Source organism: Pseudomonas sp. XP2, from assembly GCF_053557975.1.
The window spans coordinates 43,247-67,323 of record NZ_JBNRIK010000028.1; the positions used below are offsets into that span (position 1 = coordinate 43,247).

Genomic DNA, 24,077 nt, shown 5'->3' on the forward strand with positions numbered 1-24,077 from the left:
GTTGCTGCCTGTCACCGGCGCCCGGGTGTGGTTATAATCGGCCACTTTATGAGCAAGAAGCGCGTTATGCAGCTGGTTCGAGGTCTTCACAACCTGCGCCCCGAGCACCGGGGCTGTGTCGCCACCATTGGCAACTTCGACGGGGTTCACCGCGGCCACCAGGCAATCCTGGCGCGCCTGCGCGAGCGCGGCCAGGCCTTGGGCCTGCCGACCTGCGTGGTGATTTTCGAACCTCAACCACGCGAGTACTTTGCCCCCGATACCGCGCCGGCGCGCCTGGCCCGTCTGCGTGACAAGGTCGAACTGCTGGCCGCCGAGGGCATCGACCGGGTGCTGTGCCTGGCGTTCAACCAGCGCCTGAGCCAGCTCAGCGCCGACGCTTTCGTCAAGGCCATCCTGGTCGACGGCCTGGGCGTGCGCCACCTAGAAGTGGGTGATGACTTCCGCTTTGGCTGCGACCGCGCCGGCGACTTCGCCTTCCTGATCGAAGCCGGCAAGCAGTACGGCTTCACCGTCGAGGCCGCCAATACGGTGATCCAGGACGGTCTGCGCGTCAGCAGCACCGAAGTGCGCAAGGCCTTGTCCGAAGGCAATTTCGAGCTGGCCGAGCACCTGCTGGGCCGCCCGTACAGCATTACCGGCCGCGTGCTGCATGGCCAGAAGCTGGCCCGCCAGCTCGGTACACCTACCGCCAACATCCAGCTCAAGCGCCGCCGCGTGCCGCTGTCCGGGGTCTACCTGGCCAGCATCGAAGTCGACGGCAAGGCCTGGCCGGGTGTGGGCAATATTGGCGTGCGTCCCACCGTTGCCGGTGATGGGCGCCCGCACCTGGAAATTCATCTTCTGGATTTTGCCGGCGACCTGTATGGCCGGCGTCTGACGGTGGAGTTCCACCACAAGCTGCGTGAAGAGCAGCGATTCGCCTCCCTGGAGGCGCTGAAGTCGGCGATCGATGCGGATATCGCCGCCGCACGTGCACATTGGCACGCTCAACCGCTAACGAAGAGCCTGAAATGACCGACTACAAAGCCACGCTTAACCTTCCGGACACCGCCTTCCCCATGAAGGCCGGCCTGCCTCAGCGCGAACCGCAGATCCTGCAGCGCTGGGACAGCATTGGCCTGTACCAGAAGCTGCGCGAAATTGGCAAGGATCGTCCCAAGTTCGTCCTGCACGACGGCCCGCCCTATGCCAACGGCAAAATTCACATCGGTCATGCGCTGAACAAAATCCTCAAGGACATGATCGTCCGCTCCAAGACCCTGGCCGGCTACGATGCACCGTATGTCCCGGGCTGGGACTGCCATGGCCTGCCGATCGAACACAAGGTCGAGGTGACCCACGGCAAGCACCTGTCTGCCGATCGCACCCGTGAGCTGTGCCGCGAGTACGCCGCCGAGCAGATCGAAGGGCAGAAGACCGAGTTCATTCGCCTGGGTGTGCTGGGTGACTGGGACAACCCCTACAAGACCATGAACTTCGCCAACGAGGCCGGTGAAATCCGCGCCCTGGCCGAGATGGTCAAGCAGGGCTTCGTGTTCAAGGGCCTCAAGCCTGTGAACTGGTGCTTCGACTGCGGTTCGGCGCTGGCGGAGGCCGAAGTCGAGTACGCCGACAAGAAATCCCAGACCATCGACGTGGCCTTCCCGGTTGCCGACGAGGCCAAGCTGGCTGCCGCCTTTGGGCTGGATGCGCTGACCAAGCCAGCCGCCATCGTGATCTGGACCACCACCCCCTGGACCATCCCGGCCAACCAGGCGCTGAACATCCACCCGGAGTTCAAGTACGCCCTGGTCGACACCGGTGAGCGTCTGCTGGTGCTGGCTGAAGAGCTGGTCGAGTCGTGCCTCAAGCGCTACAACCTGGAAGGCTCGGTCATCGCCACAGCCCAAGGTTCGGCACTGGAGCTGATCAACTTCCGGCACCCGTTCTACGACCGCCTGTCGCCAGTCTACCTGGCCGACTACGTCGAGCTGGGCGCCGGTACCGGCGTTGTGCACTCCTCGCCGGCCTACGGCGAAGACGACTTCGTCACCTGCAAGCGCTACGGCATGGTCAACGATGACATCCTCACTCCGGTGCAGAGCAACGGCGTGTATGTCGAGTCGCTGCCATTCTTCGGCGGCCAGTTCATCTGGAAGGCCAACCCGGCCATCGTCGAGAAGCTGAGCGAAGTCGGTGCGCTGATGCACACCGAAACCATCAGCCACAGCTACATGCACTGCTGGCGCCACAAGACCCCGCTGATCTACCGCGCCACCGCGCAGTGGTTCGTGGGCATGGACAAGCAGCCGAGCACCGGCGAGCCGCTGCGTGAGCGCGCCCTCAAGGCCATCGAAGAGACCAAGTTCGTGCCGGCCTGGGGCCAGGCGCGCCTGCATTCGATGATCGCCAACCGTCCGGACTGGTGCATCTCGCGTCAACGTAACTGGGGTGTGCCGATCCCGTTCTTCCTGCACAAGCAGACCGGCGAGCTGCACCCACGTACCGTCGAGCTGATGGAAGCGGTGGCCAAACGCGTCGAGCAAGAAGGTATCGAGGCCTGGTTCAAGCTGGATGCCGTCGAACTGCTGGGTGAAGAAGCGGCTCAGTATGACAAGATCACCGATACCCTGGACGTGTGGTTCGACTCCGGCACCACCCACTGGCACGTGCTGCGTGGCTCGCACGACATCGGCCACGCCACCGGCCCCGTTGCCGACCTGTACCTGGAAGGCTCCGACCAGCACCGTGGCTGGTTCCACTCGTCGCTGCTCACCGGTTGCGCCATCGACAACCACGCGCCGTATCGCGAGCTGCTGACCCACGGTTTCACTGTGGACGAAAACGGCCGCAAGATGTCCAAGTCGCTGGGCAACACCATCGAGCCGGAGAAGGTCAACAACACCCTGGGTGCCGACATCCTGCGCCTGTGGGTTTCGGCCACCGACTATTCCGGTGAAATGGCGGTTTCCGAGCAGATCCTGCAGCGCAGCGCCGACGCCTACCGCCGTATCCGCAATACCGCACGCTTCCTGCTGTCCAACCTGTCCGGTTTCGACCCGGCCCGCGACCTGCTGGCCCCTGAAGACATGCTGGCACTGGACCGCTGGGCCGTGGACCGCACTCTGCTGCTGCAGCGCGAGCTGGAAGAGCACTACAGCGAGTACCGTTTCTGGAACGTCTACTCCAAGGTGCACAACTTCTGCGTACAGGAGCTGGGCGGCTTCTACCTCGACATCATCAAGGACCGCCAGTACACCACCGGCGCCAACAGTGTTGCCCGCCGTTCCTGCCAGACTGCGCTGTACCACATCAGCGAAGCGTTGGTGCGCTGGATTGCGCCAATCCTGGCGTTTACCGCCGACGAAATCTGGCAATACCTGCCGGGCGAGCGCAACGAGTCGGTGATGCTCAACGGCTGGTACCAGGGCCTGAGCGAGCTGCCGGAAGGCACCGAGCTGGACCGCGCCTACTGGGACCGCGTGATGGCGGTGAAGGCATCGGTCAACAAGGAGCTGGAAAACCAGCGCACCGCCAAGGTCATTGGCGGCAACCTGCAGGCCGAAGTCACCCTGTACGCCGACGAAGGCCTGAGCGCCGACCTGGGCAAGCTGGGCGACGAGCTGCGCTTCGTGCTGATCACCTCGGCCGCCAGCGTGGTGCCGTTCGTGCAGGCACCGGCAGACGCCGTGGCCACCGAAGTCGAAGGCCTCAAGCTGAAAGTGGTCAAGTCCGGCCACGCCAAGTGCGGCCGTTGCTGGCACTTCCGCGCCGACGTCGGCAGCCACCCGGAGCACCCGGAAATCTGCAGCCGTTGCGTCGACAACCTGACCGGCTCGGGCGAGGTGCGTCACTATGCCTAACCCGGCAGTGGGGCGCTTCGGGCGCCTTGCATGGCTTTGGCTGAGCTTGCTGGTGCTGGTCCTCGACCAGGCCACCAAGCTGTATTTCAACAACGCCCTGACCATGTACCAGCAAATTGTGGTGATTCCTGACTACTTCAGCTGGACCCTGGCCTATAACACCGGCGCCGCTTTCAGCTTCCTTGCTGATGGCGCTGGCTGGCAGCGCTGGTTGTTCGCCCTGATCGCGGTGGTGGTCAGTGCCGTACTGGTGGTGTGGCTCAAGCGCCTGGGGCGCAACGAGACCTGGCTGGCCGTGGCGCTGGCGCTGGTGCTGGGTGGTGCCATTGGCAACCTGTACGATCGCATCGTGCTGGGCCATGTGGTCGACTTCATCCTGGTGCACTGGCAGAACCGCCATTACTTCCCGGCCTTCAACGTGGCCGACAGCGCCATCACCGTTGGTGCGGTGATGCTGGCGCTGGATATGTTCAAGAGCAAGAAGTCCGAGGATCCGGTCCATGACTGACACCCGTATCGGCCAGAACACCGAAGTCACCCTGCACTTCGCGCTGCACCTGGAAAACGGCGACACCGTCGACAGCACGTTCGACAAAGCCCCGGCCACCTTCAAGGTGGGCGATGGCAACTTGCTGCCGGGCTTCGAGAGCGCGCTGTTTGGCTTCAAGGCCGGTGACAAGCGTACTCTGGTAGTGGCCCCGGAGAACGCCTTCGGCCAGCCCAACCCGCAAAACGTGCAAGTCATGCCGCGGTCCAACTTCGAGGGCATGGAGCTGTCCGAAGGGCTGCTGATCATCTTCAACGATGCCGCCAACGCCGAGCTGCCGGGCGTGGTCAAAGCGTTCGATGACGACCAGGTGACCATCGACTTCAATCACCCACTGGCTGGCAAGACCCTGACCTTCGAGGTGGAGATCCTCGAGGTGAAGGCCCTGTAAGCCTGGAGCCGAGCATGCAAATCAAACTCGCCAACCCTCGCGGCTTCTGCGCGGGGGTCGACCGGGCGATCGAGATCGTCAACCGTGCGCTGGAAGTCTTCGGCCCGCCGATCTACGTGCGTCACGAAGTGGTGCACAACAAGTTCGTGGTGGAAGACCTGCGCAACCGCGGTGCCATCTTCGTCGAAGAGCTGGACCAGGTGCCGGACGATGTCATCGTCATCTTCAGCGCCCATGGTGTGTCCCAGGCCGTGCGCCAGGAAGCCGCTGGCCGTGGCCTGAAAGTGTTCGATGCCACCTGCCCGCTGGTCACCAAGGTGCACATCGAGGTGGCGAAGTACAGCCGTGACGGCCGAGAGTGCATTCTCATCGGCCATGAAGGGCACCCGGAAGTCGAAGGCACCATGGGCCAGTACGACGCCAGCAATGGTGGCGCCATCTACCTTGTCGAGGACGAGGAAGATGTTGCCAGATTGCAGGTGCGCGACCCTGATCACCTGGCCTTCGTGACCCAGACCACGTTGTCGATGGACGACACCAGCCGCGTCATCGACGCCCTGCGTGCGCGCTTCCCGAACATCGGTGGCCCGCGCAAGGACGATATCTGCTACGCCACCCAGAACCGCCAGGACGCCGTCAAGCAGTTGGCCGGTGAGTGCGACGTGGTGCTGGTGGTCGGCAGCCCGAACAGCTCCAACTCCAACCGCCTGCGTGAGCTGGCCAAGCGCATGGGCACCCCGGCTTACCTGATCGACGGTGCCGAGGACCTGCAGCAGGGCTGGTTTGAACAGGCAGCACGCATTGGCATAACCGCTGGCGCTTCGGCCCCCGAAGTGCTGGTGCGTGGCGTGATCGAGCAGCTCAAGGCCTGGGGCGCTACCGGCGCTGAAGAGCTGGACGGGCGTGAAGAGAACATCACCTTCTCGATGCCAAAAGAGCTGCGGGTTCGCTCGCTGATCTGACTGAAGCCTGTACTGGCCTCATCGCTGGCAAGCCAGCTCCCACAGGTACTGCACAAGCCTTGAAGGCAGTGGTATCCAGTGGGATCTGGCTTGCCGGCGATAGGGCCGGCAAGCTCGGCTCAAGGCTATGTGCTTGCACAGCGAGTATTGTTTCGGTCCTCTGCAAGCAATCTGACTCTGCCGCTCGATGCCAGCACCACTTGGTATCGGCTGCTGGCAGATGAGCGTTCACACACTTCCAGCGTTGTTCCCAACCAGCTGTTGTTCAGCGTCATTGGAACCCCCAACGCACTGAACTTGAACCGCTCCCCGCGATTGCTCGTAATCTTGAGCGGCCTCGAAAGGCGCTGCTCGCGCAACAGCTGCTGGTTATGCTCCAGCATTACCTGCCAACCGTTCCCCCAATTACCGTCCAGCGCCTGCACCAGCACCGGCTGGCTTTGCAGCATGGCGTGGCTGCGTGCGCTGCGCAGTGCCTGTGCCAAATCGCGGGCAGCGGCTGCCCGGTGTAGGTCGTCGCTCATCCTGGCGTAGGCCGGCATACCGAGCTGTGTCAGCAAAACGGTCACTGCCAAGGCCGACAACATTTGTATCAGTGTTACGCCTCGTTGCTTCACCGTGCATTCCTCCGTGAAAGTGCTTGGCTATAGCTTCACGTTGGCTGGCCAAGCGGTCTAGTCGGCCAGGTTAAGGGCTGTTGCAGGAAAATTCGCAGGAGTGCAGGGATGCACACAAAGCATCGGGGCATGACGCTGCTGGAAGTGTTGTTGGCAGTCGTGGTGGTGGCCGTGGGCATGTTCGCAGCGGCAGCGATACAGTTGCAGGCATTGCAGGCTGCGGACAGCGCGCGCCGTGATGGGCAGGCGGTAATGGCGACGCACAGTGAGCGTGAACGGGGGCGTCGATGAGGCGCGCCCAAAGTGGTTTTGGTTTGCTTGAGTTGATGCTGGGGCTAGGTATCGGCTTGGTATTACTGGCGGCGGTTAGCCAGGTCTTTACATCAGCTCACCAGGCCTGGCGCCTGCAAAGTACCGCGGTGCGCATGAATGATGAGGCGCGGCAGGCATTGTTGCGCATGGCGCAGGACGTGCGCATGGCCGGAATGTTCGGCTGTATGCGCCTCAAACCTGGCGACTTCCTGGACGTGGCTGCGCAGCCTGCCTTTGCCCGGCCACTGCAGGCCGATAGGTCAAGCTTGAGCCTGGTTGTCGCCGAGCTGCCAGGGTATGCGGGCGACCCGGAGTGGACCGTGGTGACGAACTGTATCGACGAAGTGAGGGTTCATAAGCATCGAGTACAAGGCGATGAAAAGCTGATGGCTGTGCCCGTCAGTCGCCATCACTATGTGCACAGTGGCACCACGCTTTTCTTCAAGCGGGGTCACATTAATCAGCCACTGGTCGATCATGTACGGGAGCTGCGAGTGGGGTATGTACCTGGTGAGCGGGTCGATCTTCTACTCACATTGTATGAACCCAGCTTGCAGCTTGAGCAGCATCACTCGCTGAGCGTGGCACTCCGCAACCCGGTACCCGCTTCATGAGCCGCCAGCGTGGTGTGGTTCTTCTGTTGGCCCTGGTCCTGAGCATGCTGCTGGGTCTGCTTGCAGCATCTGCCCTGCGCGACGCCCTGGTGGAAACGCGAATGACGGGATACCTGAGCGATGGTCTGCGAGCGTTCGAAGAAGCCGAGGCTGCGCTGCAGGCAGGGAAACACGAACTTGAGCGGGCACCTCCTGACCCTTGTGGCGCGTGCCTGCCACCAGCCCGACCGCACGATCTGGCAGGGCAGTGGCAGGGCACCCACAATGGTTACTTCCATATACAGAACCTGGGCACGAGCACTCGCGCTGCGCACCTGCCAGACGAGCAGCTGGTTACCCTGTTCCGCATAACTGGAGTCAGCAAGCAAACCCAGTCACGGCATGTGCTGGAAGCCGTCTATGCCATGGCTGGCGACACCACCCGGCGTATCAGCTGGCGGCAAAGACTGAGAGGAGACTGACATGCAGCAAGGCTTGAGCCTGATCGAGTTGTTGATTGTGCTGGCCGTGACCGGCATTCTGGCAGCCATTGCCTACCCCAGTTACAGCGACCAGCTTCGGCGAGCCGCACGCAGCGAAGTGGTTGGCCTGCTGCATGATGCCGCCCTGCGCCTGGAGCGCCACCGCGTGCGCACCGGCCAATATGCCGAGGGTGACCCGGCCTTGCCCGACGGTACCCGCTATTACAGCCTGCAGGCCCAGCGCGACAGCGACACCTTCACGCTGCGCGCACGGCGGCTGCCCAGTGGGCTGATGGCGCAGGATCGCTGTGGCGACTTCCAGCTCGACCAGGCCGGCGCGCAGCGCAATCCGGGTGCCGTTGGCGGCAGCGAGCACTGCTGGGGAAGCTGAAGGTTGAATGATGCCCGGTGCATCGCGGTTTTACTTCAGGTGTTGGATCGACAGATGAGCAAGCAAGTAGTGGTGGTCGGCGGCGGGGTGATCGGCCTGCTGACGGCGTTCAACCTGGCGGCCAAGGTCGGGCAGGTGGTGGTATGTGACCAGGGTGAGGTCGGGCGTGAGTCGTCGTGGGCCGGTGGTGGCATCGTTTCGCCGCTGTACCCTTGGCGCTACAGCCCGGCTGTGACCGCCCTGGCGCACTGGTCGCAGGACTATTATCCGCAGCTGGGCGAGCGTTTGTTCGCCAGCACCGGTGTCGATCCCGAAGTGCACACCACGGGACTGTACTGGCTCGACCTGGATGACGAAGCCGAAGCGCTGGCCTGGGCCGAGCGTGAGCAGCGGCCGCTGAGTGCCGTGGATATCACGGTGGCCTACGGCGCAGTGCCGGTGCTGGGCCCGGGTTTCAAGCGCGCGATCTACATGGCTGGCGTGGCCAACGTGCGCAACCCGCGCCTGGTGAAATCGCTGAAGGCGGCGCTGCTGGCGCTGCCCAACGTCACCTTGCGCGAAAATTGCCAGATCACCGGCTTCGTTCAGCAGGGCGGGCGCGTGACCGGGGTGCAGACCGCTGAAGGTGTGCTGGCGGCGGATGAGGTGGTGCTCAGTGCCGGGGCCTGGAGTGGCGACCTGTTGCGTACCCTGGGCCTTGAGCTGCCGGTAGAGCCGGTGAAGGGCCAGATGATCCTGTTTAAATGCGCTGAGGACTTTTTGCCGAGCATGGTGCTGGCCAAGGGGCGCTATGCGATCCCGCGGCGGGATGGGCACATTCTGGTGGGTAGCACGCTGGAGCATGCCGGGTATGACAAGACCCCGACCGGAGATGCGCTGGAAAGCCTGAAGGCATCGGCGGTGGAGTTGCTGCCTGGGCTCGAAGGGGCCACGGTGGTGGGGCACTGGGCCGGGCTGCGGCCAGGCTCGCCAGAGGGCATTCCCTACATTGGGCCGGTGCCAGGGCACGAGGGGTTGTGGCTGAACTGCGGGCACTATCGCAACGGGTTGGTGCTGGCGCCAGCGTCTTGCCAGTTGTTTAGCGACTTGCTGACCGGTGCCGAGCCAATCATCGACCCGGCGCCGTATGCACCGGCAACGCGGTTGGGCTGAGGGCTTCTGCGGTCAAGCACAGCCCTTGAAGACCATGAAAACCCTGTGGGAGCGGGGTTTTCCCGCGAACACCGGCGAGGCCGGTGTCAGGCACCGCGTGGCCCCATTCGCGGGACAAGCCCGCCCCCACAGTGATCACTGTTTTCTGCGTGACAGCGCAGCCCAAGGGGCTGGGCAATCTTCTACAGGTGTTGTGTTCAGCCCTGTCGGCCAGGCCCCTGTTGCAGGTGCGCCTGGCTGCAATACCACTCTTTGCCCTGCTGCAGCGCCCGGTCGTTGGGCAGGTGTACGCCGCAATGGGCGCAGCGCACCATCTGCAGTGGCGCATCCAGTTTCGCCTCGGGGTGCGACTGTTGGCTGACTTTGAACTTGCGCCACAGCCAGAACGCGGCGGCGATCAGGGCGATCCAGAAAAGTAGGCGAACCATGGTGTCCAGCTTGTCGGTTGAAGAAGCTGACAGTCTAGGATGCGGCCAATAAAAAAGGGAGGCCCAAGGCCTCCCTTTCATGTACCGCTGTGTATCAGTCGAACAGACCAAAGGTCATGTAGCTGAACCAGGAGCGGTCTTTTTCTGCTTGTTTCGGGCCTTCCGGCACGATCGGGTCGCCGTTTTCGTCTTTCGGCAGCAGCTCTTGCGGCATCTCGTCACGCGCGTCCTGGAACTGCTTGACCACGTCCTGGTTCGCGCGGGTTTCGCCCGGCGGCAGCGGCGTATCGGTTTCGATCAGGCCCAGGGTGGCCTTGGACAGCCAGCCGCGCCCGTCAGACTCGGTCTGCTTGGGCTGGAACTCGCCATCGGCCAGGCTCGGGTGGTCAGGGTAGTTGAGCTTGAGGGTTTCCAGGCTGCTGGCGGCCAGTTCGTCCAGGTGCATCTTCTGGTACGACTCGACCATTACTGCCAAGCCGTCGCCGACCGATGGGGTTTCCTGGAAGTTTTCTACCACGTAGCGACCACGGTTGGCGGCGGCCACATAAGCCTGGCGGCTCAGGTAGTAGTCGGCCACGTGGATTTCATACGAAGCCAGCAGGTTGCGCAGGTAGATCATGCGCTGCTTGGCGTCGGGCGAGTAGCGGCTGTTGGGGAAGCGGCTGGTCAGCTGGGCGAACTCGTTGTACGAGTCGCGGGCGGCACCCGGGTCACGCTTGGTCATGTCCAGCGGCAGGAAACGGGCCAGCAGGCCACGGTCCTGGTCGAACGAGGTCAGGCCTTTCAGGTAGTAGGCGTAGTCGACGTTCGGGTGCTGCGGGTGCAGACGAATGAAGCGCTCGGCGGCCGACTTGGCAGCCTCGGGCTCGGAGTTCTTGTAGTTGGCGTAGATCAGCTCGAGCTGCGCCTGATCGGCATAGCGGCCGAACGGGTAGCGCGATTCCAGGGCCTTGAGCTTGTTTACGGCGCTGGTGTAGCTGGAGTTGTCCAGATCAGCTTGCGCCTGCTGGTACAGCTCGGCTTCGCTGAGGTTCTCGTCAATGACCTCTTTATTAGAGGAACAGGCCGCGGTAAGCCCGAGGATGGCGATCAGCAGCAGGTGTTTCACTTGCATGGCGGCTTGCGTCCCTTTGACGGCCGCTGTCTTGGGCGGTGCCGTCCTGTTATGATGAGCGCCCCGGCCAACCCCGGGACAAAAGAAGCCGTATTTAACCACAAGCTCGCAGCCGAAACCAAAGGCTGTGCGCCCGCCGAATCGAGCATGTCCGAGATCATTCAACTTAGCGCAGAGGTACCGTCCGAACTGGGCGGCCAACGCCTCGACCAGGTCGCCGCCCAATTGTTCGCTGAGTACTCGCGTTCGCGGCTTACTTCGTGGATCAAAGAGGGCCGCCTGACGGTCGATGGCGCCGTTGTGCGCCCTCGAGACACCGTCTATGGTGGCTCGCTGCTAGCACTGCAGGCCGAACAAGAGGCCCAGGGCGAGTGGATCCCAGAAGATATCGAACTGGATATCGTCTACGAAGACGACCATATCATGGTAATCAACAAGCCTGCCGGGCTGGTCGTGCATCCGGCTGCCGGTCATGCCAGTGGTACGTTGCTCAATGCGCTGCTCCACCACGTGCCAGACATCGTCAACGTACCGCGCGCCGGCATCGTTCACCGGCTGGATAAAGACACCACCGGCTTGATGGTGGTGGCCAAGACCTTGCAGGCGCAGACCAGGCTGGTCGAGCAGATGCAGGCGCGCAAGGTCAGCCGCATTTATGAATGCATCGTGATCGGCGTGGTCACTTCCGGTGGCAAGATCGATGCCCCGATCGGTCGCCACGGCGGCATGCGCCAGCGCATGGCAGTCACCGACGGCGGCAAGCCGGCGGTCAGCCACTACCGCGTGCTCAAGCGCTTCCGCTCGCACACCCACGTGCGGGTCAAGCTGGAAACCGGCCGTACTCACCAGATTCGTGTGCACATGGCCCATGTTGGTTTCCCGCTGGTCGGCGACCAGACGTACGGTGGGCGCTTCCGCATTCCGCCGGCTGCCAGCCCAACCATGGTCGAGGCGGTCAAGACCTTCCCGCGCCAGGCGCTGCACGCGCGTTTCCTGGCCTTGGCCCACCCGATTACCGGTGAAATCATGAAGTGGGAATCGCCACTGCCCGATGATTTCGTGTGGTTGCTGTCGCTGCTCAACCAGGACCGCGAGAGCTTTATCGGATGAGTGGCCTGACGCAGTCGCTGTTGTTTCCCGACTGGCCCGCCCCGGCCTCGGTTCGCGCCTGTGTCACCACCCGTCAGGGCGGCATCAGCCTGCCGCCCTACGAAACTTTCAACCTTGGCGACCACGTTGGGGATGACCCTGCTGCCGTTGCCGAGAACCGCCGCCGCCTGAGCGACGCGTTCGCCATCCGCCCTGCCTGGCTGAAGCAGGTGCATGGGCTGGTGGTGGCGGATGCCGACCCTGCCGTGGTGGCCGAAGCCGACGCCAGCTGGACCGACCAGCCTGGTATTGCCTGTACCGTGATGACCGCCGATTGCCTGCCCGCGCTGTTCTGCGACCGGGCCGGTACTCGCGTGGCGGCGGCGCATGCTGGCTGGCGCGGGTTGGCGGGCGGCGTGCTGGAAGCCACCCTGGACCGCCTGGCACTGCCGCCTGAAGAAGTGCTGGTGTGGCTGGGGCCAGCCATTGGCCCACAGGCTTTCGAAGTGGGGCTGGAAGTGCGTGATGCCTTTACCGCCGTGCACCCGCAAGCTGCTCGGGCATTCGTCGAGGGCGAACGGCCAGGCAAGCTGATGGCGGATATCTACGAGCTGGCGCGCATTCGTCTGGCTGCCCGTGGCGTAACTGCCGTGTATGGCGGCGGCCTGTGCACGGTCAGTGATGCGCGGTTCTTCTCCTATCGCCGTACCCCGCAGGGTGGGCGCTTCGCATCACTGGTGTGGCTGCAACCCCGCTAGCCTGTACTGGCCTCTTCGCGGGCTCGCCCGCTCCCACAGGAATCCACACCTTTTGAAACTGTTGGTGGACCTGTGGGAGCGGGCATGCCCGCGAATGGCCACCGTTAATTCAACAGGTTGACTTCGGTCAACCCCGCTACGCTTGAATCTTCCAGAATCAGCCTTATCTATAAGTTCATCTCAGGCAGGTTTCTTCATAAACAGGCGCTGTCCATCGCTCCGACCTGCCCTTTAAAGGAAGGTACACCATGCGAATAGACCGTTTGACCAGCAAGCTGCAACTCGCAATATCCGATGCTCAATCCCTGGCCGTTGGCATGGACCACCCAGCCATCGAGCCCGTGCACCTGATGCAGGCACTGCTCGAACAGCAGGGCGGTTCGATCAAGCCGCTGCTGATGCAGGTTGGCTTCGACATCAACAGCCTGCGCCAGGCGCTGGTGAAAGAACTCGACCAGCTACCAAAAATCCAGAACCCCACCGGCGACGTGAACATGTCGCAGGACCTGGCGCGCCTGCTCAACCAGGCCGACCGCCTGGCCCAGCAGAAAGGCGACCAGTTCATTTCCAGCGAACTGGTGCTGCTGGCCGCCATGGACGAGAACAGCAAGCTCGGCAAGCTGCTGCTGAGCCAGGGCGTGAGCAAAAAGGCCCTGGAAAATGCCATCAACAACCTGCGCGGTGGTGCCGCAGTCAATGACGCCAACGCCGAAGAGTCGCGCCAGGCGCTGGACAAGTACACCGTCGACCTGACCAAGCGCGCCGAAGAAGGCAAGCTGGACCCGGTAATCGGCCGTGACGATGAAATCCGCCGTACCGTGCAGGTGCTGCAACGCCGTACCAAGAACAACCCGGTGCTGATCGGTGAGCCTGGTGTGGGTAAAACCGCCATCGCCGAAGGCCTGGCCCAGCGCATCATCAATGGTGAAGTGCCTGACGGCCTCAAGGGCAAGCGCCTGCTGGCGCTGGACATGGGGGCGCTGATTGCCGGTGCCAAATACCGTGGCGAGTTCGAAGAGCGCCTGAAATCCCTGCTGAACGAGCTGTCCAAGCAGGAAGGCCAGATCATCCTGTTCATCGACGAACTGCACACCATGGTCGGCGCCGGCAAAGGCGAGGGCGCCATGGACGCGGGCAACATGCTCAAGCCTGCCTTGGCCCGTGGCGAATTGCACTGCGTCGGTGCCACCACGCTGAACGAGTACCGCCAGTTCATCGAGAAGGACGCCGCCCTGGAGCGCCGCTTCCAGAAGGTGCTGGTGGAGGAGCCGAGCGAGGAAGATACCATCGCTATCCTGCGTGGTCTGAAAGAGCGCTATGAAGTGCACCACAAAGTGGCCATCACCGACGGTGCCATTATCGCTGCGGCCAAGCTCAGCCACCGCTACATCACCGACCGCCAGCTGCCGGACAAGGCTATTGACCTGATCGACGAAGCGGCCAGCCGTATCCGCATGGAGATCGACTCCAAGCCGGAAGTGCTCGATCGCCTTGATCGCCGCCTGATCCAACTGAAGGTGGAATCGCAGGCGCTGAAGAAGGAAGAAGACGAAGCAGCGAAAAAACGCCTTGAGAAGCTGACCGAGGAAATCGAGCGGCTGGAGCGTGAATATTCCGACCTGGAAGAAATCTGGGCATCGGAGAAGGCAGAGGTGCAGGGCTCGGCGCAGATCCAGCAAAAGATCGAGCAGGCCCGCCAGGAGCTGGAAGCCGCCCGTCGTAAAGGCGACCTGAGCCGCATGGCCGAGCTGCAGTACGGGGTGATCCCCGACCTGGAGCGCAGCCTGCAGATGGTCGACCAGCACGGCAAGACCGAGAACCAGTTGCTGCGCAACAAGGTGACCGAGGAAGAAATTGCCGAGGTGGTGTCGAAGTGGACCGGTATTCCCGTGTCGAAGATGCTCGAAGGTGAGCGCGATAAGCTGCTGAAAATGGAAGCATTGCTGCACCAGCGTGTGATTGGCCAGGACGAAGCGGTGACCGCCGTCGCCAACGCAGTACGTCGCTCGCGTGCGGGGCTGTCTGACCCGAGCCGGCCAAGCGGTTCGTTCCTGTTCCTTGGCCCCACCGGTGTGGGCAAGACCGAGCTGTGCAAGGCGCTGGCCGAGTTCCTGTTCGACACCGAAGAGGCGATGGTACGCATCGACATGTCCGAGTTCATGGAGAAACACTCCGTGGCTCGCCTGATCGGTGCACCACCAGGGTATGTAGGGTATGAAGAGGGCGGTTACCTGACCGAGGCCGTACGGCGCAAGCCATACTCGGTGGTGCTGCTGGATGAGGTGGAGAAAGCCCACCCGGATGTGTTCAACGTGCTGCTGCAGGTGCTGGAAGACGGCCGCCTGACCGACAGCCACGGGCGCACCGTGGACTTCCGCAACACGGTGATCGTGATGACTTCCAACCTGGGCTCGGCGCAGATCCAGGAACTGGTAGGCGACCGCGAGGCACAGCGTGCGGCGGTGATGGATGCAGTGGGCGCGCACTTCCGTCCGGAGTTCATCAACCGTATCGACGAAGTGGTGGTGTTCGAGCCACTGGGCCGCGAGCAGATTGCCGGCATTACCGAGATCCAGCTGGGCCGCCTGCGCAGCCGTCTGCTGGAGCGCGAACTGTCGCTGAGCCTGAGCCCGGAGGCGTTGGACAAGCTGATTGCCGTGGGTTACGACCCGGTGTACGGCGCACGGCCGCTGAAGCGGGCTATCCAGCGCTGGATCGAAAACCCGCTGGCGCAGCTGATCCTGGCAGGCCAGTTTGTGCCAGGTACGTCGATTACCGCCACGGTGGAAGGCGACGAAATCGTCTTTGGCTAATGCGTTGCACCATGAGCCCCGCTTATGCGGGGCTTTTTTTTGCTTTCTCACACCCGCTGTGGGGCCCCTGTGGGAGCGGGTTTACCCGCGAAGAGGCCGGTGCAGCCCAGTAAAACCGGGGCTTTCGGGGAATTCAGGTTAACTTGCTGAAATTTTTGAAATTTTTGCTTGCATCAAGATTCGGGTGACCCTAATATACGCCGCGTTGTCAGGCACTAAGCGAATCACCAGCAACATCGGTGACCGCAAAACAACTTACAAATCAGTAAGTTGAATGAAAAAAAGTGGTTGACAAGCAAAACGAAGAATGTAGAATAGCCGGCCTCAGCAGCGACAAAGCGAAAGCTAAGAAGCTAAAGGGTCCGAAGCGAACACAGTCTTCGGAGTAGTAAATCGGTAAGTTGTACCGAAATTTAGTTCCGCGATAGCTCAGTCGGTAGAGCAAATGACTGTTAATCATTGGGTCCCTGGTTCGAGTCCAGGTCGCGGAGCCAATCTCGGGGTGTAGCGCAGTCCGGTAGCGCGCCTGCTTTGGGAGCAGGATGTCAGGAGTTCGAATCCCCTCACCCCGACCATTTTTGGGTCGTTAGCTCAGTTGGTAGAGCAGTTGGCTTTTAACCAATTGGTCGTAGGTTCGAATCCTACACGACCCACCATGTAAAGAAGGGCATCTCAAAGAGATGCCCTTTTTTTTGAAAGACCCGGGGTGTAGCGCAGTCCGGTAGCGCGCCTGCTTTGGGAGCAGGATGTCAGGAGTTCGAATCCCCTCACCCCGACCATTTTTGGGTCGTTAGCTCAGTTGGTAGAGCAGTTGGCTTTTAACCAATTGGTCGTAGGTTCGAATCCTACACGACCCACCATGAATAAAGGGCATCTCGAAAGAGATGCCCTTTTTCTTTTGCTCAGATTTAACCCACCTCTTACCGCAACACGGGCCCTTGTGGGAGCAGCCTTGTGCTGCGAAAGGGCCGGTACGGCAAAAGATTTTCTCGGCGGGTAATGGCCTCTTCGCAGCACCAGGCTGCTCCTACAGGTCAGCGCATTGCCTGCAGGAGCGGGTGCCTGTCAGTGCAGCTTCAGGCGCGGCTCGGTACCCCGGCCAATCTTGCTACCCAGCATCATCAACGCCGTGCGGAAGAACCCGTACAACGCCATCTGGTGCATGCGGTACAGCGACACGTAGAACATCCGCGCCAGCCAGCCTTCCAGCTTTACGCTGCCCATCAGGTTACCCATCAGGTTGCCCACCGCCGAGAAGCGCGACAGCGACACCAGCGAGCCGTAGTCTTTGTACTCGTAAGTCGGCAGCGCCTTGTTCTCCAGCCGCGCCTTCAGGCTCTGTGCGAGCATCGACGCCTGTTGGTGCGCGGCCTGGGCCCGGGGCGGCACGTTGCGGTCGCTGCCCGGTTGCGGGCAGGCGGCGCAGTCGCCGAAGGCGAAGATGTTGTCGTCGCGGGTAGTCTGCAGGGTAGGGCGCACCACCAGCTGGTTGATACGGTTGGTCTCCAGGCCATCGATGTCTTTGAGGAAGCCAGGCGCACGGATACCGGCCGCCCACACTTTCAGGCTGGCCTGGATCACTTCGCCGTCCTTGGTCTTCAGGCCGTCCTCGGTCACTTCACTGACGGCAGCGTTGGTCAACACCTTCACCCCGAGCTTTTCCAGGGTCTTGTGCACCGGCACGCTGATGCGCTCTGGCAGCGCCGGCAGCACGCGCGGGCCTGCCTCGATGAGGGTGATGTGCATGTCCTTTGGCTGGATGCGGTCCAGGCCATAGGCCGCCAGTTCGTGGGCGGCATGGTGCAGTTCGGCCGCCAGCTCCACGCCGGTGGCACCGGCGCCGACGATGGCTACGCTGATCTGCTCGCTGGCCACGTCGCCGGCGTGGGCGCGCAGGTAGTGGTTGAGCAATTGCTGGTGGAAACGCTCGGCCTGCTTGCGCGTGTCGAGGAACAGGCAATGCTGCGCCGCGCCCAAGGTGCCGAAGTCGTTGGTATTGGAACCCACGGCAATGACAAGGGTGTCATAGCCCAGGGTGCGCGCAGGCAGCAGTTCGCGGCCCTCATCATCGAGGGTGGCGGCCAGTTGAATCTGCTTGCCCTCGCGGTCCAGGCCGCTCATGCGCCCCAGCTGGAAGTTGAAGTGGTTCCACTTGGCCTGCGCCACGTAGTTGAGTTCGTCTTCCGAGGAGTTCAGCGAGCCGGCGGCCACTTCGTGCAGCAGTGGCTTCCAGATGTGCGTCAGGTTGGTGTCGACCAGGGTGATCTCGGCTTGCTTGCGCTTGCCCAGGCTTTTACCCAGGCGGGTCGCCAGTTCCAGGCCGCCGGCGCCACCGCCGACAATCACGATGCGATGAGTCATGGGGATATCTCATAAGGTTTACGGAATTCGTGGCCCGGGGGGCCGGCCGCAAACTGCACGAGGGGAGGGCGAGCGCGAGGCAGCTCATAGCACCAGTCCACTCAGCAGGCGGCTGATGAGACCCAACCCGATGGTCACGGCTACCACCAGCACAAGGAGCAGCCACGGCCGGAAAGGCCTGCGCTCGACTTGATGCTGGGGGGCTCGCAGATACTCATCGACACGACGCTGATCTTCCGGGTTCAGGCGGCTGGTCATGGTGGGCCTCGTCAGGTAGACGTCTGTGACTGCGCAAACGCTACAGCGTTCGTGCAGGCGCTTGAAACAAATGATAATGCTTTCTATCCCTGGCGCCGAGTGTACGCCATCGCAAACACTCGCTGCACTGGATCAAAGACTGATGCCCACGTCGAAGACAATGCTGCGGCCCAGGTTGCCGCGCAGGAAGTCTGGTGCATCGGGGTGGGCGAACAGCACCCGGGCAAAGGTCGGCCCCACCAGCGACAGCGAGCGCCAGCCCTGGCGCAGGTATTCGGTGGGCGGCGGGAAGTGGGTGTTCAGGTCGAGCACTTCGCGCTTGAGGCTGGCGAAGGCGATGATGTCCAGCTCGTTCAGCTCCAGCCCGCGTTCCCGGTAGTTGTGCGCCTTCTTGCGCAAGGTCGGCGCCAGGCGCCCCAGCAGCTCGGTGGCACTGATGCGCCGCGGGCGCGCTTCACGGCGCACCAGCTGTGCCAGGGAAAACGCACTGCGCCGGCGCTGCAGCTCTTCGCGCCACTCATCGTTCAGCCGACGCCCCTCGTCGAGCACAAAAAACACCTCGAAGGCCGCGTCGCGGAACAGCACATCGGGCGGCTCTTGCCCGGCCGGGGTGAAGTCTTCGCTGCGGTAGGGGATATTCAACCCCTGCAACAGTCGCTGGCACACCCAACGCTCCCGCTCCCACTTGCGGGCGTTGGAGAGAAAGGCGTTAGCTTGTTCGGCCTGGATGGTAAGCAGGCGCAGGTAGTCTGAGTCATCCATGCAGACAAGCTTAGCCGCTAATCGATGACGGTAAGATGCTGTTTAAGCGTGGGAATCAGCTCAATACTGGCCACTGCTGCACGAGCCCGACCAGGTGGACCAGGCCGAAGCCCAGGCAGATCAGCGAACTGACTACGATAAAACGCTGCGAACGCCCGGTGCCCGCCAGCAATCTTGGCCCCAGCACGCCGCGTAGCAGGTACACCAGGGTGATCAGGCAGAGGATTGGCAGCAGCAACGGCAGCCTGCCGATTGCCCCTGCCGCCGACAGCGCATAAGCCGACCAGGCCAGTAACACGCAGGCGATGGCGGCGGTGATCAGCCCCGGGTACCAGCGACCCTTTTCGGCTGCCACCGCCATACGCTCGCCAGCCCCGAACAAACGGTACCAAGGCGGGCCTACGGCGATGATGACGAGATGAAGTACGCCGATGATGGCGTTGAGTGCCGCTGCCAGCAGAAGGGCAGGGTTGAGTCCTTCCGGCATGACCAATACTTCCTGCATCGAACGAGGCCGCCAGCCTACCGCAGCCGAAGGAAAGGGAGAAAGGGTGTAGACTCGGTTTTATCCACATGGCTGCAATGGGTATTGTTCAGGTGATCAGCGCGCAGGTGTTGTCCGGTACCACGTTAAGCCTTGGCTGGCTGGGTTATGTGCCATTGCTGATCTGGGCGGTAAGCCGGGTTCGCTGGGTTGAACTGTTCACCGACCGGCGCCGCCAGCATTTGCTGTTTGGCACGGTGTTCTGCCTGTTTGCGCTGTGGTTGGTGAGGCGCGATTTCGATACCGGGGTGTCGTACCACTTCATTGGCATGACGGCGGTCACCCTGTTGCTGGACTGGCCGCTGGCGGTGCTGGGCGGGTTCATGGCCCAGCTCGGCTTGCTGGCGCTGGGGCGCCAGGACCTGGCGGCGCTGGGGGTGAATGGCTTGCTGCTGGTTGGCTTACCGGTGCTGATTACCGAGGTGTGCGCGATACTGGTCGAGCGTGCACAGCCGCGAAACCTGTTCGTTTATATCTTCTGTTCGGGGTTCTTCCCGGCAGCACTGACCGTGCTGGTTTGCGTGCCCGCAGCGCTAGGCTTGTTGTGGCTGGACGGGCGTTTTGCCCTGCCGGAGTGGCTCAGCGACTTTGTCGGCTATCTGTGGCTGATGATGTTCCCCGAGGCGTTCATCAACGGCATGGTGATCAGTGCGCTGGTGGTGTTTTGCCCGGAGTGGCTGGAAACCTTCAACCGCACGCGGTACCTGCAGGCGCCCTGGAAGGAAGATGAGCGGTGAATGTATGGTGGCTGCGCCGGCCTCTTCGCGGGTAAACCCGCTCCCACAGGTACTGCACAGCACTCAGAGGTTGCACTCTCACTGTGGGAGCGGGCATGCCCGCGAACACGGGCGAAGCCCGTGCCATCCCCTGCGCCGCCTGCTTCGCGGGCTTGCCCGCTCCCACAGGTACCGCGCGGGTTGTGGGCACACGTTGTATGTGTGGATCAGCTCAGTGCCGCGGCTCCAGGTCACCCGAATACAGCTCATCCTCGGACTCTTCTGCCCCCGGAATCTTGTGCTCTTCGGCCGCCCAGGCCCCCAGGTCGATCAGCTTGCAACGGTCCGAACAAAACGGCCGGAACGCGCTTTTCTCGTTCCATTCCACAGGTGCGCCACAGGTCGGGCAATCGACGGTCAATGGCTGGCTCATGGCTGGCCTCCTTTCAAAGTCAGGTAAAAGTGGTGCAGGCGGTCAATCTGCTCATGCAGCGCGGCCAGGTCGCCGTCGTTGACCACCACATCATCGGCATGGCGCAGGCGTTCCTCACGGGCCAGTTGGGCCTGCAGAATCGCCTGCACCTGTTCGGCACTGGTGTTGTCCCGCGCCAAGGTACGGGCTATTTGCAGTTCCTGCGGCGCATCGATCACCAGCACGCGCTGGGTCTTGTGGTACTGCCCCGATTCGATCAGCAACGGCGACACATACACCGCATACGGCGACTGCGTCTTGGCCAGGTAGCTGAAAATCTCCTGCCCGATCAGCGGGTGCAGCAGTTGCTCCAGCCATTTACGCTGGGCCGGGTCGGCGAAGATCAGCTGGCGCAGGGCGGCGCGATCAAGCTGGCCGTCAGCCTGCAACACACCCGGGCCGAAGCGCTCGACGATGCTGGCCAGGGCCGGGCGGCCAGGTTCGACAACCCAGCGCGCCGCCTGGTCGGCATCGACCAGGTGCACGCCAAGTTCGACAAAACGCTCGGCAGCGGCGCTCTTGCCGCTACCAATGCCGCCGGTCAGGCCGAGAATCCAGGGGGTAAAGGCTGCAGTGGCCATCAGTATCCAAGCAGTTGCATGTAAGAGGCGTATATTTCATCACCCCAGAGCACAGCAATCCACCCCGCAATCGCCAGATAAGGGCCAAAGGGGATCGCCGTACCCAGCGCATGCCGGCGCAAACGCAGCAGGCACACGCCTACCAGCGCCCCCACCACCGACGACAGCAGCAGCGTCAACGGCAGCACCTGCCAGCCGCCCCAGGCCCCGATCAGCGCCATTAGCTTGAAGTCGCCATAGCCCATGCCTTCCTTGCCGGTGACCAGCTTGAACACCCAGTACACCGTCCACAGGCTGAGGTACCCGGCCACCGCGCCCCACAACGCGTCAGCCAGTGGCACATACAGGCCGAAGGCGTTCACGATCAGCCCAAGCCACAGCATCGGCAGCACCAGCACATCCGGCAGCAATTGGTGGTCCGCATCGATCAGGCTCAGGGCCAGCAGGCACCAAGTGAGCGGCAGTGCCAGCAACGCCTCGGCCGAAGCACCAAAGCGCCAGGCCACCACCAGCGACAGCAGCGCGCTGGCTATCTCGACCAGCGGGTAGCGCGGGCTGATACGGGCCTTGCAGGCTGAGCAACGCCCGCGCAAGGCCAGGTAGCTGAGTACCGGAATGTTCTCCCACGCGCGAATCTGATGCGCGCAATGCGGGCAGCGGGATGCCGGCAGGCACAGGTCGAAGCGTTCGTGTCGCGCAAGCGGCAGCCCCAATACCTCTTGCGCCTCACGCTGCCATTGTCGCCCCAGCATGATCGGCAGGCGATACACCAGCACGTTGAGAAAGCTGCCCACCAGCAGGCCGAGCACCGTGGCCAGGGTGAGGAAGTACGCCGGCTGCTCAGCCAGCAAAGTCCATAGAGTCATGTTCAGATCAGGCTACCCAACTGGAAGATTGGCAGGTACATCGCCACCACCAGGCCACCCACCAAAAGGCCCAGGATCAGCACGATGGCCGGCTCCAGCAGGCTGGTCAACTGGTCCAGCGCCTGGCTGACCTGTTCCTCGTAATGGCTGGCGGCTTTTTCCAGCATCTGGTCCAGCGTGCCACTGGACTCACCGATGGCCGTCAGCTGCACCAGCAACGGTGGAAACAGCGTCTCGCCTGCCATCGCCTGGTTCAGCCCTTGCCCATTGGCCATGCCCTGGCGTAGCCGCAACACCGCTTGCTCGTGCAGCTCGCCCCCGGTCACCCTGGCTACCGTGCCCAGCGCATCCAGCAACGGCACCCCGGCGCCGTACGACGTTGCCAGGCTACGCGCAAACCGCGCCAGCGCCGCCTCCCTCAGCAACTTGCCGAACACCGGCAAGCCCAGCACCCGCCGAGATATCCACAGGCGCGCTGGCGCATGCTGGCGGTACAGCTGGCGCACGGCCAAACCCAGCACCACCCCCAGCACCAGCAACAGCGGCGCGAACCGGCTCAGGGCTGTGGACAAGTCGATCACCCACTGGGTAAATGCTGGCAACGCCGCGCCCATGCCCGAGAACATGCTTTCAAATTTCGGGATAACCTCCAGCAACAAGATCGCCGACACCCCCAGCCCGGTCAGCAACAGCAGCAGCGGATAGACCATCGCCTTGCGCACCTTCTTGTGCAACGCCCGGCGCTGTTCCAGCATACCCGCCAGTTGTTCCAGCTGCCGGTCAAGCGTGCCCGACTGCTCACCCACACGCACCAGGTTGCAGTACAGCGCATCGAACCACGCCGGGTGGCGCTGCAACGCATCTGCCAGCCCAAGGCCCGAGGCCACATCCTGTTTCAATCTATCCAGCAACGCCGCCTGTGCCGCATCGCAACCACTGCGCCCCATCACTTCGAATGCCTGCAGCAGCGGCACCCCGGCCTTGAGCAAGGTCGCCAATTGCCGGCTGAAACCCGCCGGGTCCGCCTTCGCCCGCCGCTTCGGCAAACTGAATGTCAGCCCGCTGACTGGCCGCAAACTGGCCACCGTGATGCCCTGGCGAATCAGCCCGGCACGTACATAAGCCGGGCTGCGCCCAGGCGTTTGGCCGCTGACCGGCGTGCCGTTGGCGTCGGTGCCGTGCCAGCGGTAAAGCAGTGAAGTCGAAGCCATGCAAAGGTCCTTTTTCTGCCCCAGCGACAAGCCTGGAAACAGCTTGCCGCGTCCATGCCAGGGCGCGCGTCCATGATGCTCACTAGAGTAGTTCAGCGAAGATGACGCCCAAGCGGGCAGGGGTGACAAAAGGTGTCTGTTCAGGCCTACTGCGCCGCTGCCGGTTGGGGCGCAACCCACCTCAATGTGTAAGCGAATCAAAAAGGAAAGATGTTCATGAAAGGGCAACGCGGTATCACCCTGATCGAACTGATGATCGTTGTCGCGATCATCGGCATTCTGGCGACCATCGCCTTACCGATGTACACCAACCACCAGGCACGCTCCAAGGCCGCGGCCGGGCTGCTGGAAATCAGCGCGCTGAAGACGGCGATGGACCTGCGGTTGAATGACGGGAAAGACGTAGCGGGCGTGGCCGAACTGGGTGGCCAGCCGGCAACGGCGCATTGTGCGATTACCGCTAGCGGCAAGGCCGCAGATGGCAGCGGCAGCATTGCCTGCACGCTGGTGGATGCGCCGGCAAACGTGCTGGGCAAGGCACTGACCCTGACGCGTTCCGCCAGCGGCTGGGCGTGCACTACCGACATCGAAGAAGACCTGGCGCCCAAGGGGTGCAAGGGGGCTTGAGGGCAGGGTAATAAACTAGCGGAAACAGGGGTTTGCGTTGCGGGTGTGAGCAGTGGTACGTTGCGCTACACGCCGGTGTAGCTCAGTCGGTAGAGCAGCGCACTCGTAACGCGAAGGTCGCAGGTTCGATTCCTGTCTCCGGCACCAGAATCAGTTGGCCTATGGCGATTTCTCGCTACCTGGCA

Annotated in this window: 26 protein-coding genes and 6 tRNA genes; 21 read left to right on the forward strand and 11 right to left on the reverse strand. The window is 62.6% G+C overall.

Going from position 1 to position 24,077, the window contains the following annotated elements:
* The first annotated feature begins 66 nt into the window (after positions 1-66).
* Genes ribF through ispH form a run of 5 tightly spaced genes read left to right on the forward strand, consistent with a single transcriptional unit; the run spans position 67 to position 5,745 of the window.
* A complete protein-coding gene (gene ribF / locus ACK1VC_RS23715; protein ID WP_191087237.1) occupies positions 67-1,017 on the forward strand; it encodes a bifunctional riboflavin kinase/FAD synthetase in 951 nt (316 codons plus the stop codon).
* Complete coding sequence (gene ileS, locus ACK1VC_RS23720) at positions 1,014-3,845, forward strand: isoleucine--tRNA ligase (protein WP_060519480.1); 2,832 nt, start codon at positions 1,014-1,016, stop codon at positions 3,843-3,845. Before ribF ends, ileS begins: the two co-directional genes overlap by 4 nt.
* Positions 3,838-4,353, forward strand: coding sequence for a signal peptidase II (gene lspA, locus ACK1VC_RS23725; RefSeq protein ID WP_016484780.1), 516 nt, complete (start codon positions 3,838-3,840; stop codon positions 4,351-4,353). The genes ileS and lspA overlap by 8 nt, the downstream gene beginning before the upstream one ends.
* A complete protein-coding gene (gene fkpB, locus ACK1VC_RS23730; protein WP_016484781.1) occupies positions 4,346-4,783 on the forward strand; it encodes an FKBP-type peptidyl-prolyl cis-trans isomerase in 438 nt (145 codons plus the stop codon). Before lspA ends, fkpB begins: the two co-directional genes overlap by 8 nt.
* Before the next feature lie 14 nt (positions 4,784-4,797).
* Positions 4,798-5,745: a 4-hydroxy-3-methylbut-2-enyl diphosphate reductase gene (gene ispH, locus ACK1VC_RS23735; protein WP_191087239.1), complete on the forward strand. Its 948-nt coding sequence runs from the start codon at positions 4,798-4,800 to the stop codon at positions 5,743-5,745.
* A 125-nt stretch (positions 5,746-5,870) separates the two neighbouring features.
* On the opposite strand, the gene ACK1VC_RS23740 is transcribed toward ispH, so the two are convergent.
* A complete protein-coding gene (locus ACK1VC_RS23740) occupies positions 5,871-6,362 on the reverse strand; it encodes a GspH/FimT family pseudopilin (RefSeq protein WP_016484783.1) in 492 nt (163 codons plus the stop codon).
* A 108-nt stretch (positions 6,363-6,470) separates the two neighbouring features.
* Between ACK1VC_RS23740 and ACK1VC_RS23745 the strand changes: the two genes are divergently transcribed.
* The 5 genes from ACK1VC_RS23745 to thiO are packed head-to-tail and all read left to right on the forward strand — an operon-like array spanning position 6,471 to position 9,292.
* Positions 6,471-6,653, forward strand: coding sequence for a prepilin-type N-terminal cleavage/methylation domain-containing protein (locus ACK1VC_RS23745; RefSeq protein ID WP_016484784.1), 183 nt, complete (start codon positions 6,471-6,473; stop codon positions 6,651-6,653).
* Positions 6,650-7,288 carry a PilW family protein gene (locus ACK1VC_RS23750; RefSeq protein WP_102667848.1) on the forward strand — a complete coding sequence of 213 codons (639 nt, stop codon included), beginning with the start codon at positions 6,650-6,652 and terminating at the stop codon, positions 7,286-7,288. Before ACK1VC_RS23745 ends, ACK1VC_RS23750 begins: the two co-directional genes overlap by 4 nt.
* On the forward strand, positions 7,285-7,749 hold the full coding sequence (locus ACK1VC_RS23755; protein ID WP_070086706.1) for a hypothetical protein: 465 nt from the start codon (positions 7,285-7,287) through the stop codon (positions 7,747-7,749). Before ACK1VC_RS23750 ends, ACK1VC_RS23755 begins: the two co-directional genes overlap by 4 nt.
* Position 7,750: 1 nt before the next feature.
* A complete protein-coding gene (locus tag ACK1VC_RS23760) occupies positions 7,751-8,140 on the forward strand; it encodes a type IV pilin protein (protein ID WP_102667849.1) in 390 nt (129 codons plus the stop codon).
* A gap of 54 nt (positions 8,141-8,194) precedes the next feature.
* Positions 8,195-9,292 (forward strand): glycine oxidase ThiO, encoded by a 1,098-nt coding sequence (thiO, locus tag ACK1VC_RS23765; RefSeq protein WP_016484788.1) that lies wholly within the window; start codon positions 8,195-8,197, stop codon positions 9,290-9,292.
* A gap of 197 nt (positions 9,293-9,489) precedes the next feature.
* Here thiO and ACK1VC_RS23770 read toward each other — a convergent pair whose 3' ends face one another.
* Together ACK1VC_RS23770 and ACK1VC_RS23775 are read right to left on the reverse strand one after the other, a co-directional pair.
* Positions 9,490-9,720: a PP0621 family protein gene (locus ACK1VC_RS23770; protein WP_016484789.1), complete on the reverse strand. Its 231-nt coding sequence runs from the start codon at positions 9,718-9,720 to the stop codon at positions 9,490-9,492.
* Positions 9,721-9,814: 94 nt separating this feature from the next.
* Complete coding sequence (locus ACK1VC_RS23775; RefSeq protein ID WP_016484790.1) at positions 9,815-10,834, reverse strand: outer membrane protein assembly factor BamD; 1,020 nt, start codon at positions 10,832-10,834, stop codon at positions 9,815-9,817.
* A 147-nt stretch (positions 10,835-10,981) separates the two neighbouring features.
* Between ACK1VC_RS23775 and rluD the strand changes: the two genes are divergently transcribed.
* The 8 genes from rluD to ACK1VC_RS23815 all read left to right on the forward strand — a co-directional run bounded on the left by rluD (position 10,982) and on the right by ACK1VC_RS23815 (position 16,354).
* Positions 10,982-11,944 carry a 23S rRNA pseudouridine(1911/1915/1917) synthase RluD gene (gene rluD, locus ACK1VC_RS23780; RefSeq protein WP_024718082.1) on the forward strand — a complete coding sequence of 321 codons (963 nt, stop codon included), beginning with the start codon at positions 10,982-10,984 and terminating at the stop codon, positions 11,942-11,944.
* On the forward strand, positions 11,941-12,681 hold the full coding sequence (pgeF, locus tag ACK1VC_RS23785) for a peptidoglycan editing factor PgeF (RefSeq protein WP_016484792.1): 741 nt from the start codon (positions 11,941-11,943) through the stop codon (positions 12,679-12,681). Before rluD ends, pgeF begins: the two co-directional genes overlap by 4 nt.
* A gap of 248 nt (positions 12,682-12,929) precedes the next feature.
* Positions 12,930-15,494: an ATP-dependent chaperone ClpB gene (clpB, locus tag ACK1VC_RS23790; protein ID WP_016484793.1), complete on the forward strand. Its 2,565-nt coding sequence runs from the start codon at positions 12,930-12,932 to the stop codon at positions 15,492-15,494.
* A gap of 418 nt (positions 15,495-15,912) precedes the next feature.
* Positions 15,913-15,988: transfer RNA gene (locus ACK1VC_RS23795), tRNA-Asn, on the forward strand.
* A gap of 4 nt (positions 15,989-15,992) precedes the next feature.
* Positions 15,993-16,069 (forward strand) — tRNA-Pro (locus ACK1VC_RS23800).
* Positions 16,070-16,074: 5 nt separating this feature from the next.
* Positions 16,075-16,150 (forward strand) — tRNA-Lys (locus ACK1VC_RS23805).
* A 46-nt stretch (positions 16,151-16,196) separates the two neighbouring features.
* Positions 16,197-16,273: transfer RNA gene (locus ACK1VC_RS23810), tRNA-Pro, on the forward strand.
* 5 nt (positions 16,274-16,278) lie between these two features.
* A tRNA-Lys gene (locus ACK1VC_RS23815) sits at positions 16,279-16,354 on the forward strand.
* A 205-nt stretch (positions 16,355-16,559) separates the two neighbouring features.
* On the opposite strand, the gene ACK1VC_RS23820 is transcribed toward ACK1VC_RS23815, so the two are convergent.
* The 4 genes from ACK1VC_RS23820 to ACK1VC_RS23835 form a co-directional block, all read right to left on the reverse strand.
* Entirely contained in the window at positions 16,560-17,855 is a 1,296-nt protein-coding gene (locus tag ACK1VC_RS23820) for an NAD(P)/FAD-dependent oxidoreductase (RefSeq protein WP_016484794.1), read from the reverse strand.
* An 84-nt stretch (positions 17,856-17,939) separates the two neighbouring features.
* Positions 17,940-18,113 (reverse strand): DUF3094 family protein, encoded by a 174-nt coding sequence (locus ACK1VC_RS23825; RefSeq protein ID WP_013970765.1) that lies wholly within the window; start codon positions 18,111-18,113, stop codon positions 17,940-17,942.
* 132 nt (positions 18,114-18,245) lie between these two features.
* Positions 18,246-18,875, reverse strand: a complete 630-nt coding sequence (locus tag ACK1VC_RS23830; RefSeq protein WP_013970766.1) for a DUF1780 domain-containing protein — start codon at positions 18,873-18,875, stop codon at positions 18,246-18,248.
* 55 nt (positions 18,876-18,930) lie between these two features.
* Complete coding sequence (locus tag ACK1VC_RS23835; protein WP_016484795.1) at positions 18,931-19,362, reverse strand: hypothetical protein; 432 nt, start codon at positions 19,360-19,362, stop codon at positions 18,931-18,933.
* A gap of 86 nt (positions 19,363-19,448) precedes the next feature.
* On the opposite strand from ACK1VC_RS23835, the gene ACK1VC_RS23840 reads away from it, so the two are divergent.
* A complete protein-coding gene (locus tag ACK1VC_RS23840; protein WP_060519469.1) occupies positions 19,449-20,156 on the forward strand; it encodes an energy-coupling factor ABC transporter permease in 708 nt (235 codons plus the stop codon).
* A 211-nt stretch (positions 20,157-20,367) separates the two neighbouring features.
* Here the strand turns inward: ACK1VC_RS23840 and yacG are convergent, their stop codons facing one another.
* The 4 genes from yacG to ACK1VC_RS23860 are packed head-to-tail and all read right to left on the reverse strand — an operon-like array spanning position 20,368 to position 23,265.
* Positions 20,368-20,568: a DNA gyrase inhibitor YacG gene (gene yacG, locus ACK1VC_RS23845; RefSeq protein WP_016484797.1), complete on the reverse strand. Its 201-nt coding sequence runs from the start codon at positions 20,566-20,568 to the stop codon at positions 20,368-20,370.
* The gene (gene coaE, locus ACK1VC_RS23850; protein WP_191087240.1) at positions 20,565-21,188 is read right to left on the reverse strand and encodes a dephospho-CoA kinase; all 624 of its coding nucleotides are present in this window, start codon (positions 21,186-21,188) and stop codon (positions 20,565-20,567) included. The genes yacG and coaE overlap by 4 nt, the downstream gene beginning before the upstream one ends.
* A complete protein-coding gene (locus ACK1VC_RS23855; protein WP_102667853.1) occupies positions 21,188-22,054 on the reverse strand; it encodes a prepilin peptidase in 867 nt (288 codons plus the stop codon). The genes coaE and ACK1VC_RS23855 overlap by 1 nt, the downstream gene beginning before the upstream one ends.
* A gap of 2 nt (positions 22,055-22,056) precedes the next feature.
* Positions 22,057-23,265, reverse strand: a complete 1,209-nt coding sequence (locus tag ACK1VC_RS23860; protein WP_191087241.1) for a type II secretion system F family protein — start codon at positions 23,263-23,265, stop codon at positions 22,057-22,059.
* A gap of 216 nt (positions 23,266-23,481) precedes the next feature.
* Between ACK1VC_RS23860 and ACK1VC_RS23865 the strand changes: the two genes are divergently transcribed.
* Together ACK1VC_RS23865 and ACK1VC_RS23870 are read left to right on the forward strand one after the other, a co-directional pair.
* The gene (locus tag ACK1VC_RS23865; RefSeq protein ID WP_191087242.1) at positions 23,482-23,892 is read left to right on the forward strand and encodes a pilin; all 411 of its coding nucleotides are present in this window, start codon (positions 23,482-23,484) and stop codon (positions 23,890-23,892) included.
* 71 nt (positions 23,893-23,963) lie between these two features.
* Positions 23,964-24,039: transfer RNA gene (locus ACK1VC_RS23870), tRNA-Thr, on the forward strand.
* Positions 24,040-24,077 lie beyond the last annotated feature (38 nt).

What these genes read in the sequence shown, in the direction of transcription:
- ribF (WP_191087237.1), top strand. Translation starts at nt 67, where the DNA reads ATGCAGCTGGTTCGAGGTCTTCACAACCTGCGCCCCGAGCACCGGGGC.
- ileS (WP_060519480.1), top strand. Translation starts at nt 1,014, where the DNA reads ATGACCGACTACAAAGCCACGCTTAACCTTCCGGACACCGCCTTCCCC.
- lspA (WP_016484780.1), top strand. Translation starts at nt 3,838, where the DNA reads ATGCCTAACCCGGCAGTGGGGCGCTTCGGGCGCCTTGCATGGCTTTGG.
- fkpB (WP_016484781.1), top strand. Translation starts at nt 4,346, where the DNA reads ATGACTGACACCCGTATCGGCCAGAACACCGAAGTCACCCTGCACTTC.
- ispH (WP_191087239.1), top strand. Translation starts at nt 4,798, where the DNA reads ATGCAAATCAAACTCGCCAACCCTCGCGGCTTCTGCGCGGGGGTCGAC.
- ACK1VC_RS23745 (WP_016484784.1), top strand. Translation starts at nt 6,471, where the DNA reads ATGCACACAAAGCATCGGGGCATGACGCTGCTGGAAGTGTTGTTGGCA.
- ACK1VC_RS23750 (WP_102667848.1), top strand. Translation starts at nt 6,650, where the DNA reads ATGAGGCGCGCCCAAAGTGGTTTTGGTTTGCTTGAGTTGATGCTGGGG.
- ACK1VC_RS23755 (WP_070086706.1), top strand. Translation starts at nt 7,285, where the DNA reads ATGAGCCGCCAGCGTGGTGTGGTTCTTCTGTTGGCCCTGGTCCTGAGC.
- ACK1VC_RS23760 (WP_102667849.1), top strand. Translation starts at nt 7,751, where the DNA reads ATGCAGCAAGGCTTGAGCCTGATCGAGTTGTTGATTGTGCTGGCCGTG.
- thiO (WP_016484788.1), top strand. Translation starts at nt 8,195, where the DNA reads ATGAGCAAGCAAGTAGTGGTGGTCGGCGGCGGGGTGATCGGCCTGCTG.
- ACK1VC_RS23770 (WP_016484789.1), bottom strand. Translation starts at nt 9,720, where the DNA reads ATGGTTCGCCTACTTTTCTGGATCGCCCTGATCGCCGCCGCGTTCTGG.
- ACK1VC_RS23775 (WP_016484790.1), bottom strand. Translation starts at nt 10,834, where the DNA reads ATGCAAGTGAAACACCTGCTGCTGATCGCCATCCTCGGGCTTACCGCG.
- rluD (WP_024718082.1), top strand. Translation starts at nt 10,982, where the DNA reads ATGTCCGAGATCATTCAACTTAGCGCAGAGGTACCGTCCGAACTGGGC.
- pgeF (WP_016484792.1), top strand. Translation starts at nt 11,941, where the DNA reads ATGAGTGGCCTGACGCAGTCGCTGTTGTTTCCCGACTGGCCCGCCCCG.
- clpB (WP_016484793.1), top strand. Translation starts at nt 12,930, where the DNA reads ATGCGAATAGACCGTTTGACCAGCAAGCTGCAACTCGCAATATCCGAT.
- ACK1VC_RS23820 (WP_016484794.1), bottom strand. Translation starts at nt 17,855, where the DNA reads ATGACTCATCGCATCGTGATTGTCGGCGGTGGCGCCGGCGGCCTGGAA.
- ACK1VC_RS23825 (WP_013970765.1), bottom strand. Translation starts at nt 18,113, where the DNA reads ATGACCAGCCGCCTGAACCCGGAAGATCAGCGTCGTGTCGATGAGTAT.
- ACK1VC_RS23830 (WP_013970766.1), bottom strand. Translation starts at nt 18,875, where the DNA reads ATGGATGACTCAGACTACCTGCGCCTGCTTACCATCCAGGCCGAACAA.
- ACK1VC_RS23835 (WP_016484795.1), bottom strand. Translation starts at nt 19,362, where the DNA reads ATGCCGGAAGGACTCAACCCTGCCCTTCTGCTGGCAGCGGCACTCAAC.
- ACK1VC_RS23840 (WP_060519469.1), top strand. Translation starts at nt 19,449, where the DNA reads ATGGCTGCAATGGGTATTGTTCAGGTGATCAGCGCGCAGGTGTTGTCC.
- yacG (WP_016484797.1), bottom strand. Translation starts at nt 20,568, where the DNA reads ATGAGCCAGCCATTGACCGTCGATTGCCCGACCTGTGGCGCACCTGTG.
- coaE (WP_191087240.1), bottom strand. Translation starts at nt 21,188, where the DNA reads ATGGCCACTGCAGCCTTTACCCCCTGGATTCTCGGCCTGACCGGCGGC.
- ACK1VC_RS23855 (WP_102667853.1), bottom strand. Translation starts at nt 22,054, where the DNA reads ATGACTCTATGGACTTTGCTGGCTGAGCAGCCGGCGTACTTCCTCACC.
- ACK1VC_RS23860 (WP_191087241.1), bottom strand. Translation starts at nt 23,265, where the DNA reads ATGGCTTCGACTTCACTGCTTTACCGCTGGCACGGCACCGACGCCAAC.
- ACK1VC_RS23865 (WP_191087242.1), top strand. Translation starts at nt 23,482, where the DNA reads ATGAAAGGGCAACGCGGTATCACCCTGATCGAACTGATGATCGTTGTC.